This is a genomic window from Streptomyces sp. NPDC049687 (assembly GCF_044465285.1).
GTDB lineage: Bacteria > Actinomycetota > Actinomycetes > Streptomycetales > Streptomycetaceae > Streptomyces.
This window is the reverse complement of the sequence record NZ_JBITLN010000029.1, coordinates 35,233-49,434: the sequence shown is the minus strand read 5'-3', so window position 1 is coordinate 49,434 and position 14,202 is coordinate 35,233. Positions and strand designations below refer to the sequence as shown.

Annotated in this window: 13 protein-coding genes; 10 read left to right on the top strand and 3 right to left on the bottom strand. The window is 72.0% G+C overall.

Annotation, left to right across the window (positions count from 1 at the left end; all coding sequences use genetic code 11):
- Positions 1 to 588: 588 nt before the first annotated feature.
- From ACIBVL_RS42430 to ACIBVL_RS42405, 6 genes are read left to right on the top strand one after another with little or no spacing between them, the layout of a single operon-like run.
- Positions 589 to 2,049 carry a sensor histidine kinase gene (locus ACIBVL_RS42430; RefSeq protein WP_399106505.1) on the top strand — a complete coding sequence of 487 codons (1,461 nt, stop codon included), beginning with the start codon at positions 589 to 591 and terminating at the stop codon, positions 2,047 to 2,049.
- Positions 2,046 to 2,468 (top strand): roadblock/LC7 domain-containing protein, encoded by a 423-nt coding sequence (locus ACIBVL_RS42425; protein ID WP_399106503.1) that lies wholly within the window; start codon positions 2,046 to 2,048, stop codon positions 2,466 to 2,468. The genes ACIBVL_RS42430 and ACIBVL_RS42425 overlap by 4 nt, the downstream gene beginning before the upstream one ends.
- Complete coding sequence (locus ACIBVL_RS42420) at positions 2,465 to 2,827, top strand: DUF742 domain-containing protein (RefSeq protein ID WP_399106501.1); 363 nt, start codon at positions 2,465 to 2,467, stop codon at positions 2,825 to 2,827. The genes ACIBVL_RS42425 and ACIBVL_RS42420 overlap by 4 nt, the downstream gene beginning before the upstream one ends.
- Entirely contained in the window at positions 2,799 to 3,425 is a 627-nt protein-coding gene (locus ACIBVL_RS42415) for a GTP-binding protein (protein WP_399106500.1), read from the top strand. Before ACIBVL_RS42420 ends, ACIBVL_RS42415 begins: the two co-directional genes overlap by 29 nt.
- Entirely contained in the window at positions 3,422 to 4,660 is a 1,239-nt protein-coding gene (locus ACIBVL_RS42410) for a cytochrome P450 (RefSeq protein WP_399106498.1), read from the top strand. The genes ACIBVL_RS42415 and ACIBVL_RS42410 overlap by 4 nt, the downstream gene beginning before the upstream one ends.
- On the top strand, positions 4,657 to 5,877 hold the full coding sequence (locus ACIBVL_RS42405) for a cytochrome P450 (protein ID WP_399106496.1): 1,221 nt from the start codon (positions 4,657 to 4,659) through the stop codon (positions 5,875 to 5,877). The genes ACIBVL_RS42410 and ACIBVL_RS42405 overlap by 4 nt, the downstream gene beginning before the upstream one ends.
- A 118-nt stretch (positions 5,878 to 5,995) precedes the next feature.
- On the opposite strand, the gene ACIBVL_RS42400 is transcribed toward ACIBVL_RS42405, so the two are convergent.
- Positions 5,996 to 7,528, bottom strand: coding sequence for a helix-turn-helix domain-containing protein (locus ACIBVL_RS42400; protein ID WP_399106494.1), 1,533 nt, complete (start codon positions 7,526 to 7,528; stop codon positions 5,996 to 5,998).
- A gap of 419 nt (positions 7,529 to 7,947) precedes the next feature.
- Positions 7,948 to 8,124 carry a hypothetical protein gene (locus tag ACIBVL_RS42395; protein ID WP_399106492.1) on the bottom strand — a complete coding sequence of 59 codons (177 nt, stop codon included), beginning with the start codon at positions 8,122 to 8,124 and terminating at the stop codon, positions 7,948 to 7,950.
- 99 nt (positions 8,125 to 8,223) lie between these two features.
- Here ACIBVL_RS42395 and ACIBVL_RS42390 point away from each other — a divergent pair, with 99 nt between their 5' ends.
- The 4 genes from ACIBVL_RS42390 to ACIBVL_RS42375 all read left to right on the top strand — a co-directional run bounded on the left by ACIBVL_RS42390 (position 8,224) and on the right by ACIBVL_RS42375 (position 11,659).
- A complete protein-coding gene (locus ACIBVL_RS42390; protein ID WP_399106490.1) occupies positions 8,224 to 8,820 on the top strand; it encodes a TetR/AcrR family transcriptional regulator in 597 nt (198 codons plus the stop codon).
- A 9-nt stretch (positions 8,821 to 8,829) separates the two neighbouring features.
- Positions 8,830 to 9,450 (top strand): L-threonylcarbamoyladenylate synthase, encoded by a 621-nt coding sequence (locus tag ACIBVL_RS42385; RefSeq protein WP_399106488.1) that lies wholly within the window; start codon positions 8,830 to 8,832, stop codon positions 9,448 to 9,450.
- 124 nt (positions 9,451 to 9,574) lie between these two features.
- Positions 9,575 to 10,330: a dienelactone hydrolase family protein gene (locus tag ACIBVL_RS42380; RefSeq protein ID WP_399106486.1), complete on the top strand. Its 756-nt coding sequence runs from the start codon at positions 9,575 to 9,577 to the stop codon at positions 10,328 to 10,330.
- A gap of 144 nt (positions 10,331 to 10,474) precedes the next feature.
- Positions 10,475 to 11,659 carry a glycoside hydrolase family 64 protein gene (locus ACIBVL_RS42375; protein ID WP_399106484.1) on the top strand — a complete coding sequence of 395 codons (1,185 nt, stop codon included), beginning with the start codon at positions 10,475 to 10,477 and terminating at the stop codon, positions 11,657 to 11,659.
- A 77-nt stretch (positions 11,660 to 11,736) separates the two neighbouring features.
- Here the strand turns inward: ACIBVL_RS42375 and ACIBVL_RS42370 are convergent, their stop codons facing one another.
- Positions 11,737 to 14,142, bottom strand: a complete 2,406-nt coding sequence (locus ACIBVL_RS42370) for a M4 family metallopeptidase (RefSeq protein WP_399106482.1) — start codon at positions 14,140 to 14,142, stop codon at positions 11,737 to 11,739.
- Positions 14,143 to 14,202: the final 60 nt, after the last annotated feature.

Below are 14,202 nucleotides of genomic sequence, written 5' to 3'. Positions count from 1 at the left end.
GTCAGCCGAAGGCCGCCTGCACATAGGGCAGTTACCGACGCGAGTGATCAAGTACGACGAGCCGTTCGAGACCCGAGGTTAAAGATCAAGCTAGGTGGTGCTTCGAAACACCCCGTGCACGTCCGGACGGGCGGGCACGGTCCGCCCGCGGGCGCGCCACTCCGCGACGAGTCGCGCGTAGATCGGAAGACGGCAGGGCAGGCCGCCGCGGGCGAAGGGGGCATACAGGAGGCCGGAGGGGCAGTCGCCCATGGGCGGCGCGGGGGAAGGTCGGTCCATGCCGGGGGAACGCGAGGCTCACGCCGGTGGTACACGCCCATGCCGGCACGCTCACCGGGAGGGGTGACCGCGGCCCCCGTTCGGCGGCACCCGCCGGTCCGACAGTAGGGCCGCCCAGTGGCGCCGCCGGCCGTCGGCTCAACTCGCCCATGGTGCATGGCATTCCCGGCACTCGGCACAGAAGCGAACAGATGCCGAGCAGTTTCGGACCCGAGTCTCGCTCGACCGTGCGAGATCGACCAATGACAGTGTGTACTGTGCTGCGAGCACCCCCCGGAACGACGTCCGACCTCCCTGGAACCCGAATCGATGATCGAATTACCGGATCTGGTGGCCGGCGGCCTGACCGCCGGCACACTGTCCGCGCTCGCCCTGGGCGGCGGGCTGTTGCGGCTGCGACGCCAACGGACCCGGCAGCTCGCGGAGATCGCCGCCCTGCGCACCCAACTGGACGGCACCGTCCGGGCGTTCACGGCCGAGGTCGAGCATCTGGCGGCGCACCGCGTACCCGCCGCCGCCCGGCAGGTCGCCCATCCGCATCTCGACGTGCCCGGCCCCCTCCAGCCGCTGACCGTCGGCACCCCTCTGGGCATCGCCCTCGAGAACGTGCTCCTCGCGCTGCAGTCCGAGGTGGTCGCCCAGCGCACCCGGGTCGACGCCGCGGCGCAGGCCGGGATGCGGGGCGCCACCCGGGAGATCCAGGCGGCTCTGTACCGGCTCCAGGACGCCCTGCGCGTCCTCCAGCAGCGCTATGACGACCCGGAGCTGGCCCAGACCCTGTTCCGGCTCGACCACGAGAACGAGCAGTCGCTGCGCCGGGCGCAGGTCGCCGCCGTGGTGTGCGGGGCCTGGGTGGGACTCGCCCGCGAGGAGTCCCACGTCGTGGACGCGGTGACGGGCGGCCAGGCCCGGCTCGCCGGTTACCAGCGGGTCCGGGTCCACAACCATCTGGAGCCCGGCACAGCCCTGGTCTCGCACGCCGTCGAGCCCGTCGCCGTCATCGTCGCCGAGCTGCTGGACAACGCGCTGCGGCACTCCTCGCCCGACACCGACGTCGTGGTCAGCCTGGAGCACGTCCACCACGGGGTGTGCGTGACCATCGACGACGCGGGCCTGGGGATGACCCGTGACGAACGCGAGCGCGCCCAGCGGCTGGTGGCCGGGGACGAGCCGATCCTGCTGACCGCGCTGGGCGATCCGCCGCGCATGGGGCTGGCCGCGATCGGCCGGCTCACCCGCCAGTTCGACCTGGACGTCGACGTCTCCTCCGCCTCCCCGTACGGCGGGGTGCGCGCGGTCCTGCGGGTCGACAGCCGTCTGATCAGCCGCATCGACCCCGAGCAGCGGCCTCCGGCGGTCAGTGCTCCGCGAACGACCCGCAGGACGGTCCCGGAGCGGGCGGCGCCCTCGCACACGTACGGGACCGAGAACCCGGCCCCCGAGGCCGCCGGGCACCACGGCACGCCGGACGGCGACGGGCTGCCGCAGCGCCGCCGCCGTGTCCGGGCGGCCGTCGTCCCGGAGGAGTCCGCCGCCCGCCCGGCACCCCGGCCGGAGGAGGCCGCCGCCGCGCTGGGCGCGTTGCAGTCCGGGACCGCGGCGGCCCGCGCGGGCGCGGCCGAGGCGCCCGCGGAGGAGCTTCGAGCCGGGACCACGCCGGGCTCCGCCGACCCGGCCAGGGTGGCCGACGACGACACCGGCGACCCGGCCCCGGCGGCCGACGACGACACCGACCAGACCGACCACGTAGAAGGGGGAGCGACCCGATGACCAGCCGCAACACGGGCGACACCGCATGGGTGCTGGAACCGATCCTGCAGGTGCCGCACGTGATGGCCGCCGTCATGCTGACCCGGGACGGGCTCGTGACGGGGTACACCGACGCGCTGTCGCAGCCGTCGGCCGAGCGGGTGGCCGCCATCACCAGCACCGTGCAGGGGGCCTGCCGTACGGCCGCGGCCGCGTTCGCCGACCGGGAGCGCGCGGAGGTACGGCAGATCGTCATCGAGTCCGACCACGGCTACGTGCTCATCGTTCCGACCGATCACGGCACCTGCGTGGCCGCGTACGGCGACGGCGAGGTGCGGCTGGACCTACTGGCGCACCGGGTGCACTCCCAGGTGGCTCGACTGGGCGAGAAGGCCATGGCGGCCGCGCCCCGAGGAGCCGACGACAACGCGTCGGCATGACCGGCCGCCCGGCCGGCCGTCCCCTGGTCCCCGCGTATCTGTCGACGGGTGGGGTGGCCCGGCCCAGCCGCCCCCACATGGAGCGGCTGACAGTGCTCGCTCTCAGCGGCGAGCACCGGCCCGCCGGACTGCCCGCCGCCGAACTCGCCCTGCTGGACGCCCTGGAGGGCGGTTCGCTGGCGGTGGTGGAGGCGGCGGCGCTGCTCAGGCTGCCGGTGTCCGCGGTGCGGGTGCTGGCGGCCGACCTCGTCGACCGGAACCTGGTCCTCGCCCGTGCGCCGATCCCGCCCGCCGGGCGGTTCGACCCCGACCTGCTGAAGAGAGTGGCCGATGGCCTCCGCGCCCTCAAGCACACCTAGTGCCGCCCGTGACACCGCCGGCGTCCATCTTCCGGACACCGCCCGCGACCTGGTGAAGATCCTGGTCGCCGGACCGTTCGGGGTGGGCAAGACGACCCTGATCGACTCGGTCTCCGAGATCCGGCCGCTGCACACCGAGGAGCACATCAGCGAGGCGTCCGCGGAGGTGGACGACCTCGCCGGGGTGCGCGACAAGTCGACGACGACCGTCGCCATCGACTTCGGCCGGCTCAGCCTGCCCGGCGGGGTGGTGCTGTACCTGTTCGGCACGCCCGGGCAGGAGCGGTTCCGGGCGCTGTGGGACGACATCGCCCACGGGGCGCTCGGGGCGCTCGTCCTGGTGGACAGCCGCCGGATCGACGCGTCCTTCGACGTGCTGGGGCTGGTGGAGGAAAGCGGGCTGCCGTACGCGGTGGCCTTCAACGAGTTCCCGGACGCGCCCCGGCACCACGGCGTGGAGCGGCTGCGCCGGGCGCTGGACCTGGAGGCGGCCACACCGATGGTGACGTGCGACGCGCGGGACGCGCACTCCTCGATCGACGCCCTGCTGGCGCTGGTCGACCACCTGATGGCCCGTGACGCCGTGGAGGCCCGGTGACCACCTATCCCCCGGATCGGCGGGACTTCTCGCGCTCGGCGCCGGTGCGACTGTGGGAGGACGGCTTCGCCTCGGATCCGCACCATTACTACGGCGCCCTGCGCGCCCAGGGGCCCGTGGGCTGGGCGGAGCTGGTGCCGGGTGTGCCGGCCTACGTCGTGACGGACCGGCGGGCGGCGCTGGACGTGATGCAGGACGACGAGACGTTCTCGCACGACCCCCGGGCGTGGGAGGAGACCGTCCCGGCCGACTCACCGGTGCTGGGGATGATGCGCTGGCGGCCCAACGCGCTGTTCGCCGACGGGGCCGCCCATGTCCGCTACCGCCGCACGCTCATCGACGTGTTCGACCTCGTGGAGCCGCACGACCTGCGGGAGCGGGTGCATCGGGCGGTGCGGCTGCTCGCGGCCCGCATCGGCCCGCGCGGCGAGGCGGATCTGGTCGGTGACTTCTCCCGGCCGCTGATGGCGCTGGTGCTCAACGACCTGTTCGGGCTGCCGGACCACCAGGGCGACCGGCTCAACGAGGGCCTGGGGAAGATGATGGAGGGCGGCGCGCAGGCGGCCGAGGGCGAGACCCAGTACGTCCAGTACGTCCTGGAACTCATCGCGGCCAAGGCCGAGCGGCCCGGGGACGATCTGCCGAGCCGGCTGCTGGACCATCCCGCGCGGCTCACCCGCGAGGAGGTCACCTGGCAGGTGTTCCTCACCCTCGGCGCCGGCTACGAGCCGACCGCGAACCTGCTGTCCAACACCCTCTCCCGGATCCTGGGCAACCCCGCCTACTACTCCACCCTCACCAGCGGCGCCCGCCCGGTCCTGGACGCGGTGGTCGAGGTCCTGCACCACGAGACACCCCTGGCCAACTACGGCGTCTACTACGCCCGCGAACCCGTCTCCTTCCACGGCGTGTGGCTGCGGGACGCCGTGCCGGTGGTCGTGTCGTACGGGGCCCTGGGCCACTTCGACGAGCAGGAGGTCACCCGTGGCCGGCACCCGAACGACGCCTCGCACCTGTCGTGGGGTGCCGGCCCGCACGCCTGCCCGGTGAAGCAGCACACGCTGCTGATCGTCACCGAGGCGATCGAGCAGCTCACCCAGTGGCTGCCCGACCTCGACCCGGTCCTGCCCCGCGAGCGGCTCACCTGGCGGCCGGGGCCGTTCCACCGCTCACTGACCGCCCTGCCCGTCCGCTTCAGTCCCCGTGCCGCCGACCGTCCAGGAGAACGCTCATGACCGTGACCGACCGCATCGCCCTCGACCCCCTCGGCGCCGACATCGCCGCCGAGAGCGCCCGGCTGCGCGCGCTCGGCCCCGTCGTGCCCGTGGAACTGCCCGGCGGCATCCCCGCGTGGGCACCCACCGGGTACGACACGCTCAAGCGGCTGATCCTGGACCCGCAGGTCAGCAAGGACCCGCGGCTGCACTGGCGGTTGTGGCCGCAGCTGGGCGAACACCCGTCCTGGGGCTGGATCCTGGGCTGGGTCGGCGTGGTCAACATGCTCTCCACGTACGGCGCCGACCACACGCGGCTGCGCAGGCTGGTGGCGCCGAGCTTCACGCACCGGCGCACCGAGGCGCTGCGGGAGCGGGTGGAGGCGATCACCACCGAACTGCTGGACGCACTGGAGCAGCAGGACGGTGACGTGGTGGACCTGAAGGCAGGGCTCGCGCACCCGCTGCCGCTGCGGATCATCTGCGAACTGTTCGGTGTGCCCGAGGAGATGCGGGAGGCCACCGCCCGGCTGATCACGGCGATCATGGACACCTCTGATCCGAGTCCGGAGCACGCCGCGTTCGTGCAGGAGCAGATCGGCACGGTCCTCGGCGGGCTCATCGCCCACAAGACGGACCACCCGGGCGACGACATGACGACCGAGCTGATCCGGGTGCGCGACGAGGACGGGGACCGGCTGAGCGACGAGGAGCTGCTGTACACCCTGCTGCTGGTCATCGGAGCCGGGTTCGAGACGACCGTGAACCTGATCGGGAACGCGGTGGTGGCCCTGCTGGGGAGGCCCGAGCAACTGGCGGCGGTGCGCGGCGGGAAGATCTCCTGGGACGCTGTGGTGGACGAGACGCTGCGCGCACACCCGTCGATCGCCTCGCTGCCGCTGCGGTTCGCGGTGAGCGACCTGAAGGTCGGTGACGTGACGATCCCGGCCGGGGACGCGATCATCACGACGTACGCGGCCGCGAACACGGACCCGGCGCACTACGGTCCCGACGCGGACGTGTTCGACGCGACGCGCGCGGCGGAGGACCATCTGTCGTTCGGGATCGGGGTGCACCGGTGCATCGGCGCGCCGCTCGCCCGGATGGAGGCGCTGACCGCGCTGAGCGCTCTGTTCGACCGTTTTCCGGATCTGCGGCCGGTCGGCGGGGAGCTGGAGCAGGTGCCGTCGTTCATCGCCTTCGGCTGGCAGGAGATCCCCGTCCGGCTGCGCGGCTGACGGCCCGCGCGGGTGCGACCAGTCCCCCGTGCCGGTCGCACCCCGCGGTTCCACGAACCTACGTGCCTGGTGACCGGGTTGTGAATCGTGCCGGTGCCCGCTCGCGGGCGCCGAGGACTCACCTGTGCACAGGTGAGTCCGGATGGCCCGATTCCGGTACCTGCCGGTGGTCCCCGTGCAGGTCCGGCTGGTCGAGGTCGCGGGTCGCGAGGTGGGCGAGGACGACCTCGTAGAGGTCGCTGCCGGCGGCGAGGAGCTGCCGTTCGAGGACGGGTTCGGCGCTGCGCACGTGCTCGCGGACGGTCTGGGCGTGCACTCCGAGGAGGTGGGCGGCGCGTTCGGCGTTGCCGCCGACGGCGATCCAGGCGCGCAGGGTGCGGCGCAGGTCGCGGGCGTCGGAGTCCAGGCGGGCCAGCAGATCCCGCGCCCAGGTGCGCAGGGCGGGACCGGTGAGCAGGTCGCCGAGCCGCACGGGGGCCGGCGCGCCTCCGGTGGGGTCCTCGGCGATGCCGATCTGGGTGTTGAGGGCCAGGTGGACGGTGGCGCGGACGGTGAGATCGGAGAAGTCGGCGCCGAGCAGGTTCTCGACGCGGTCCATGCGGGCGCGGACGGTGTTGCGGCTGACGCCGAGGACCTTGGCCGCGTTGACCGCGGTGAACTCCAGGCCGAGACGGGTGGTGGCGAGGAGTTCGGCGCGGGTGTGGTGCGGGAGGGTGTCGAGGGGGCGCAGCAGCCTGGTGGTCCAGGAGCGCAGCACCTCGGGGTCCATCAGGCGTTCGGGGTGGGTGCGTTCGGCGTAGACGGCCGTCTTGTCGGGGCGGAAGTGTGCGACGGCGAGGGCACTGACGGCCTGTCCGTAGGCGGTGGCGGTGCGGGCGAGGCTCTGGCGGGCGCTGCCGCCGAGGAAGGCGTGGGGGTTGCGATCGCACAGGGCCCGCAGGTCGGCGGCGGTGGTGTCGTCGGGGACGACGACGATGACATGGCCGTCCATGGCGGGGCAGCGGACGACGAGGGCTTCGTCGTGGGTGGCGGCGACGCACTCCTCGGCCAGGCGGTCGCGGTCCTCGGGGGCGCTCTCGACGACGTACACGCAGGCGGTGTCGGTGTCGAGCAGGCCGGGCCACAGGCCGGCGGCGACGCGCCGGGCGGCCACGATGTCCTCGACCATGAGCAGTTGCAGGATGGCCAGGCGCAGGTCGGAGGTGGCGCGGGCGAGGCGGTCCCCGGTGGCGACGGTCTGCTGGGCGCGCAGCAGCAGTTCCAGGACGGTGGCGGTGTGCGTGAGGATGTCGGCGGCGCGCCGGTCGAAGGGCGCCGTACGGCTCACCGCGAGCACACCGGCCGTGCTCGGCCCGGGGAGTTCGACCCTGACGAGACGCAGATGGCGGCCGTCGCCCTCCCAGGCTGCGGAGGCCAGGCGGCCGCAGACGAGGTCGGCCACCAGCTCCTCGTCCAGCGGTATCGGCGCTCCGGCGAGCGGAGTGCCGTGGGCGTCGCGCAGGGACACGGTCGCGTCGACGCTCGCGGCCAGCCAGCCGACGATCTTGCGGATGCCGGAGCCGGTGGGGCGCAGGTGTTCGAGGAGTTCCTGCGCCCATGTGGGGTCGGCGCCGCCCGTCATGTGACGGTTCCCGTCGTCGTGGCCGGCCATGTCGGCGCTCTCCTCGTCCCTCCCGGCCCGCGCGGGCCGAACCAGTCATATCGGTCGGGGACGTTACCTCACGCGGGCCGGGCAGTCGCAGGTCAGTCCCACCGGGGCGGCCGGGCGCGAGGTCATGCCGGCGGCGGCCAGGACCGCCGCGCCCGCGACGCAGAGCCGCCCGGTGACGACGACGGCGTGCGGGCCGTTGACGCGAGCGCGGTCAGTGCGCGGCGGTGTACAGGTGCCGGGTGAGGGACGTCAGCGCGGCCGGTGCGGCGCCCGAGGGCGTCCGGCTCGCCGTAGTGAGGGCCGTCGGGGCCTCGGCGAGACAGGCCGTCTCGAGGTCGCGGACCTCGGCGAGACGGGTGCGCGAGGTGGCCGTGGGACACAGATGCGCGACACGCTTGTCGGCGCTGTCCTGCCGGCGCTCACTTCGCCGGCTTCGGTGAGCCGGGAGGCCAGGGGAGCCGGCCCTCGGGGCGCTTGGGATGCCCGGGGGCGGCCGCGACCCGGCGGCGCAGGGTCCGGTGCAGCGCGGGGAGGCAGACCGCGAGCTCGGAGGCCAGGCGGTCGATGCCGCGGGTGGGCGTGCCGGCGTCGGACACGTGGAGAATAGAACACGTGGAGAATAGATATGACCTCATATGTATGTAAAGAGAGATATTCGCCCCGCGGGCGGCCCGGCCCGGACGTACGATGTGTCCGTGCCCCATCTGCGCGCCGCTCAGAAGGAGATGACCCGCCGGCTGTTGCTGTCGACGGCGCTGGAGCTGTTCGAGGCGCACGGCTACGCGGGCACCACGGTCGACGACATCGCCAAGGCCGCCGGCACCACCCGGGTGACCTTCTACGCCTACTTCCCGTCGCGGACGGCGCTGATGAAGGCGCTCTTCGGCCAGCTCGAGGAACTGTGGGCGCGGGACGGCTCGCCGGATCTGGTGGCCGTCGTGCGCGAGGGCGGCCGGGACGGGATCGCGGCCTGGCTGCGCGCCACCGCGCAGCAGTGGCCCCGGATCCGCCCGTACGTCCTGGCCGCGCACGAGGCGGCGGCCGTGGACCCGGAGGTGCGCGAGCTGGTCGAGGGCCGGCTCGACGGGCTGGTCGCGGATGTCCAGGCGGCCCTCGACCGGGCCGGCCGGTTCGATCCCGGCTCCCGGCGCATGCGCGCCTTCCTCGCCCTCACCCAGCTCGACCAGCTGTCCCGCCACTGGATGCGCCACGGCTGGCAGAGCGACCCGGTGACAGCGCTCGGCCTGCTCACCGACAGCTGGGTGCATCTGCTGGGCCGCCCCACGGCATAAGCTCAGCCAATGGCCAAGTACTACGACGTGCACCCCGACAACCCCCAGCCGCGCACCATCGCACAGGTCGCGCAGGCCATCCGGGAGGACGCGCTCATCGCGTACCCGACGGACTCCTGCTACGCGTTGGGCTGCCGGCTGGGCAGCAAGGACGGCATCGACCGGATCCGGACCATCCGCAAGCTGGACGACCGCCATCACTTCACCCTCGTCTGCCAGGACTTCGCGCAGCTCGGCCAGTTCGTGCGGGTGGACAACGACGTGTTCCGCGCGATCAAGGCGTCGACGCCGGGCAGCTACACCTTCATCCTCCCGGCGACCAAGGAGGTGCCGCGCATGCTCCAGCACCCCAAGAAGAAGACGGTGGGCGTGCGCATCCCGGACCACGTCGTCACCCAGGCCCTCCTCGCCGAGCTCGGCGAACCCCTGCTGTCGAGCACGCTGCTGCTGCCGGGCGAGGAGGAGCCGATGACACAGGGCTGGGAGATCAAGGACGAGCTCGACCACGTGGTGGACGGGGTGCTGGACTCCGGGGACTGCGGCACCGAGCCCACGACGGTCATCGACTTCTCCTCGGGCGAGGCCGAGATCGTGCGGCGCGGGGCCGGCGACCCCTCGCGGTTCGAGTAACTCCCACCACCCCAGGCGCAGGGGGCCCGAACGGGCGGCTCGGTGGTGCATGCAACGATGAGCGCGGACCGGCCCGGCCGGACCGTCGACCGCTCGTCGTGAACCGCGCAGAGAGGCACCCCCCATGACCTCCGTACAGGGAACAGCCGTGGACATCCCCACCGAGGACGGCGTCGCGGACGCCTACCTCGCGCACCCGGGTGACGGGACGCCCCGGCCGGGCGTCCTGTTGTACCAGGACGCCTTCGGACTGCGCCCGCACCTCGAGGCGATGGCCGACCGGCTCGCCGGGGCGGGCTACACCGTGCTGGTCCCCAACGTGTTCTACCGTCACGGGCGCGCCCCGGTCGTGGAGATGCCCGAGTTCATCGACCCCGCCGCACGTCCGGAGATCTTCGAGGCGCTGCGTCCCCTCATGGAGGGCCTCACCCCGGAGCTGATCGTCCGGGACGCCGACGCGTATCTGCGGTGGCTGCAGGAGAGCGCGCTGGTCGCGGACGGCCCGGTCGCACTGACCGGATACTGCATGGGCGCCCGGCTCGTCCTGTACACGGCCGGCGCCCACCCGGACCGGGTCGCGGCGGCGGCCGGCTTCCACGGCGGACGGCTCGCCGTCGACGCGCCGGACAGCCCGCACCTGATGGCCGACCGCGTCACCGCCGAGCTGTACTTCGGGCACGCCGACAACGACCCGTCGCTGCCGCCCGAGCAGATCCAGCTCCTCGAGGACACCCTCACCGCGGCCGGGGTACGGCACACCTGCGAGGTCTACGAGGGTGCCCCGCACGGCTACACGCAGGCCGACACCGCCGCGTACCACGAGGAGGCCGCGGAGCGGCACTGGGCGGCGCTGCTGGACCTGCTGAAGCGGACCTTCTGACCGCCAGGGCGCCCGAGGCCCGGTCACCGCAGCGGGCGCCTCTTTCGTCCGGATCCGTTGACATGAGCACATCGCGGTGCGATTTTGAGAGCGCTCTCACAGGTATGGACCAACCCCACAGGCCTACCCGCTCGGAGGTGGAGAGTGCTCTCCAGGATCACCACCGCACTGCTCGGAGCCGTCGCCCTCCTCGGCGCGCTGCTCACCCTCGGGCCGCCGGCCGGCGCCGCCGTCCCCGACACCCTTCAGCTGAAGATCACCAACAACTCGGGCCGTGCCGACGCCCTCTACGTCTACAATCTCGGCACCCTGCTGACGACGGGTCAGCAGGGCTGGGCGGACGCGAACGGAACCTTCCACGCCTGGCCGGCCGGAGGCAACCCGCCCACTCCCGCGCCGGACGCCTCCATCCCCGGCCCGGCCGCCGGCCAGTCGGCAACCGTCCGGATCCCCAGGTTCTCCGGCCGGATCTACTTCTCGTACGGCCAGAAACTCGTGTTCAGGCTGACCACCGGCGGTCTGGTACAGCCGGCCGTGCAGAACCCGAGCGACCCCAACCGGAACATCCTCTTCAACTGGTCGGAGTACACACTCAACGACTCGGGCCTGTGGCTGAACAGCACCCAGGTCGACATGTTCTCCGCGCCGTACGCGGTCGGGGTGCAGCGTGCCGACGGAAGCACGGTCAGCACCGGGCATCTCAAGGCGGGCGGCTACAACGGGTTCTTCACCGCCCTGCGCGGTCAGCCCGGCGGCTGGGCGAACCTGATCCAGACCCGGTCCGACGGCACCGTGCTGCGGGCACTCTCCCCGCTGTACGGGGTGGAGACCGGGGCCCTTCCGGCGAACGTCATGGACGACTACGTCAACCGCGTCTGGCAGAAGTACGCCACGACGACCCTCACGGTGACGCCGTTCGCCGACCAGCCGGGCACCAGGTACTACGGCCGGGTCTCGGGCAACGCACTGAACTTCACCAACGCCTCCGGCACGGTCGTCACCAGCTTCCAGAAACCGGACGCCGCCAGCGTCTTCGGCTGCCACAAGCTGCTCGACGCCCCCAACGACGCCGTGCGCGGCCCCATCTCCCGCACCCTGTGCGCGGGCTTCAACCGGTCGACACTCCTGGTCGAGCCCAACCAGCCGGACGCCACGACGGCGAACTTCTACCAGGACGCGGTGACCAACCACTACGCCCGCAAGATCCACGCGCAGATGGCCGACGGGAAGGCGTACGCGTTCGCCTTCGACGACGTCGGACAGCAGGAGTCGCTCGTCCACGACGGCTCCCCGCGCCAGGCGTATCTGACGCTGGACCCGCTGAGCTGAACGCGACGACGTCCCGCGCGCGGGGGGAGCCTGCGTGCGGGACGTCGGTCGGGTGGTGCGGATCAGGTGGTGCCGGATCAGCCGGTCGTCACGGCGGTGTCGTCGATGACGAAGCTGGTCTGCAGCGAGGAGTCCTCGACGCCGGAGAACTTCAGGCTCACCGTGGAGCCCGCGTAGGAGCCGAGGCTGAAGGACTTCTGGACGTACCCGGAGGCCGCGTTGAGGTTGGAGTACGTGGCCAGGGTGGTCGACCCGGCGGTGACCGTCAGCTTGTCGTACTGGGTGCTGGTGGTGGTCTCGGCGGTGTCGATGTGGACGTAGAAGGTGAACGTGGTCTTGGTGCAGCCGCTCGGGATCGTCACCGACTGGGACAGCGTGTCGGTGTGGGTCGAGCCGTAGCCGTCGAGCCACGCCTTGTAGGAGCCGGTGCGGGCCGCCTGGCTGCTGGAGTTGGTGATGACGCCGCTGGAGGCGGTCCAGGTGGTGCTGCCCGACTCGAAGCCGGCGTTGCCCAGCAACTGCGTCGAGGTGCAGGAGCCGCCGCCTCCGGAGGAGCTGACCGTCCAGGTGAAGGAGGCGGTCCCGGTGGCGCCGGTGCTGTCGGTCACCGTGACGGTCGTGCTGTAGGAGCCGGCCGTGGTCGGCGTGCCGGAGATCAGACCGGTGGAACTGCTGATCGACAGACCGGTGGGCAGTCCGGTCGCGGCGTACGTCAGGGAGCCGCTGTTGGTGCTGCCGGCCGAGATCTGCAGGCTCACCGCGCTGCCGACGGTGGCGGACTGGCTGCCCGGGTTGGTGACCGTGACGCCGGTCGACGGGACCGTGATGTGGCTGCCCACGTTGATGCCGGCGAACGCGTTGCCGACCCCGGCGTACTGGGTGGAGCTGGAGCCGTACAGCGCCGCGGCCGCGTTCAGGGCGGCGGTGCGGGCACCGGCGTAGTTGGTGCTGGACGTCATGTACGTCGTCAGCGCCTTGTACCAGATCTGCAGCGCCGCGGCCCGGCCGATACCGGCGACGGCGACACCGTCGGAGGTCGGGCTGTTGTAGGTGACGCCGTTGATCGTCTTGCTGCCGCTGCCCTCGGAGAGCAGGTAGAACATGTGGTTCGCCGGGCCCGAGGAGTAGTGGACGTCCAGGTTGCCGACGCCGGAGTACCAGCTGTCGGCGGAGCCGCCGTCCTTGTCGGGCTCGTCCATGTAGCGCAGCGGGGTGCCGTCGCCGTTGATGTCGATCTTCTCGCCGATGAGATAGTCACCGACGTCCGAGGAGTTGGCTGCGTAGAACTCCACACCGGTGCCGAAGATGTCGGAGGTGGCCTCGTTCAGACCGCCCGACTCACCCGAGTAGTTCAGGCCCGCGGTGTTGGAGGTGACACCGTGCGTCATCTCGTGCCCGGCCACGTCCAGCGAGGTCAGCGCGTGGGTGCTGCTGGTGCCGTCGCCGTACGTCATGCAGAAGCAGTCGTCGTCCCAGAAGGCGTTGACGTACGCCGAGCTGTAGTGGACGCGCGAGTAGGCGGCGACGCCGTCGTTCTTGATGCCGCTGCGGCCGAAGGTGTTCTTGTAGAAGTCCCAGGTGACCTGCGCGCCGAAGTGGGCGTCGACACCGGCGGTCTGGGTGTTGGAGCCGGAGCCGGTTCCCCAGGTGTCGTCGGTGTCGGTCATCAGGGTGCCGGTGCCCGACGTGCCGTTGTTGAGGCTGTACGTCTTGTGGCCGCCGCGCGTGGTGTCGTACAGCTGGTACGTCGAGCCGGACAGCGTGGTGCCGATGGTGACGGTGCCGCTGTACTGGCTGTTGCCGGTGCCGGTCTCGACGCCCTCGAACTGGGAGAGCTTCGCGCCGGTGAGGGCGTCGGTGATGACGTGCAGCTTGCTGGGCGTGCCGTCGTCCTGGAGGCCGCTGACCACCGTCTCCCAGGCGAGCTTCGGCGTGCCCTCGCCCGCCCAGATCACCTTGCGGGCGCTCTTGGCGGCGGGGTCCTTCGCGTCGAGCGCCTTGGCGGCCTTCAGGGCCTTGGTCTGGGCGGACGCCTTGCTGTACGTGGCCGTCGTCGACTTGACCGAGACGGTACGGCGGTTGTTGTTGAAGGTCGTGCTCACGGTGCCGGCGGCCAGCGAGGCCGGGGGCGTGTGCACGACGAGGTCGCCGCCGAGGACGGGCAGACCGGCGTAGGTGCGCTCGTAGCGTGTGTGCACGGTGCCGTCGTTGTCCTTGACGACGTCCTTGACGACCAGCTTCTCCTTGGCACCGAGGCCCAGGGTCTGCGCCGTCTGCGTCTTCTTCGCGTCAGCGTTCTTGATCAGCGTCGTGCGCTGGGCGGGCGTGAGGTCGGCGGACAGGCCGCCGGTGCGCAGGGGGCTGGGGTGGGGGGACGCGGGCTTCGCGGCTGCCGGGACCGACTGGACGCCGAGGGCCAGAAGGGCGGCGGTGGAGAGCAGGGCTGCTCCGGCCGCGGTCCGCTTGCGGGGGTTGGGTCTCACTCGTTCTCCTACTGCGGCGGCCGCGGGGTACGGCCGGTGACAGACCGGGCAGACGGGTGT

Bases quoted from the DNA above. Each gene is read 5' to 3' on its own strand.
- ACIBVL_RS42400 (WP_399106494.1), bottom strand. From the start codon at position 7,528: ATGGCCGGCCACGACGACGGGAACCGTCACATGACGGGCGGCGCCGAC.
- ACIBVL_RS42405 (WP_399106496.1), top strand. From the start codon at position 4,657: ATGACCGTGACCGACCGCATCGCCCTCGACCCCCTCGGCGCCGACATC.
- ACIBVL_RS42380 (WP_399106486.1), top strand. From the start codon at position 9,575: ATGACCTCCGTACAGGGAACAGCCGTGGACATCCCCACCGAGGACGGC.
- ACIBVL_RS42430 (WP_399106505.1), top strand. From the start codon at position 589: ATGATCGAATTACCGGATCTGGTGGCCGGCGGCCTGACCGCCGGCACA.
- ACIBVL_RS42420 (WP_399106501.1), top strand. From the start codon at position 2,465: ATGACCGGCCGCCCGGCCGGCCGTCCCCTGGTCCCCGCGTATCTGTCG.
- ACIBVL_RS42415 (WP_399106500.1), top strand. From the start codon at position 2,799: ATGGCCTCCGCGCCCTCAAGCACACCTAGTGCCGCCCGTGACACCGCC.
- ACIBVL_RS42385 (WP_399106488.1), top strand. From the start codon at position 8,830: ATGGCCAAGTACTACGACGTGCACCCCGACAACCCCCAGCCGCGCACC.
- ACIBVL_RS42425 (WP_399106503.1), top strand. From the start codon at position 2,046: ATGACCAGCCGCAACACGGGCGACACCGCATGGGTGCTGGAACCGATC.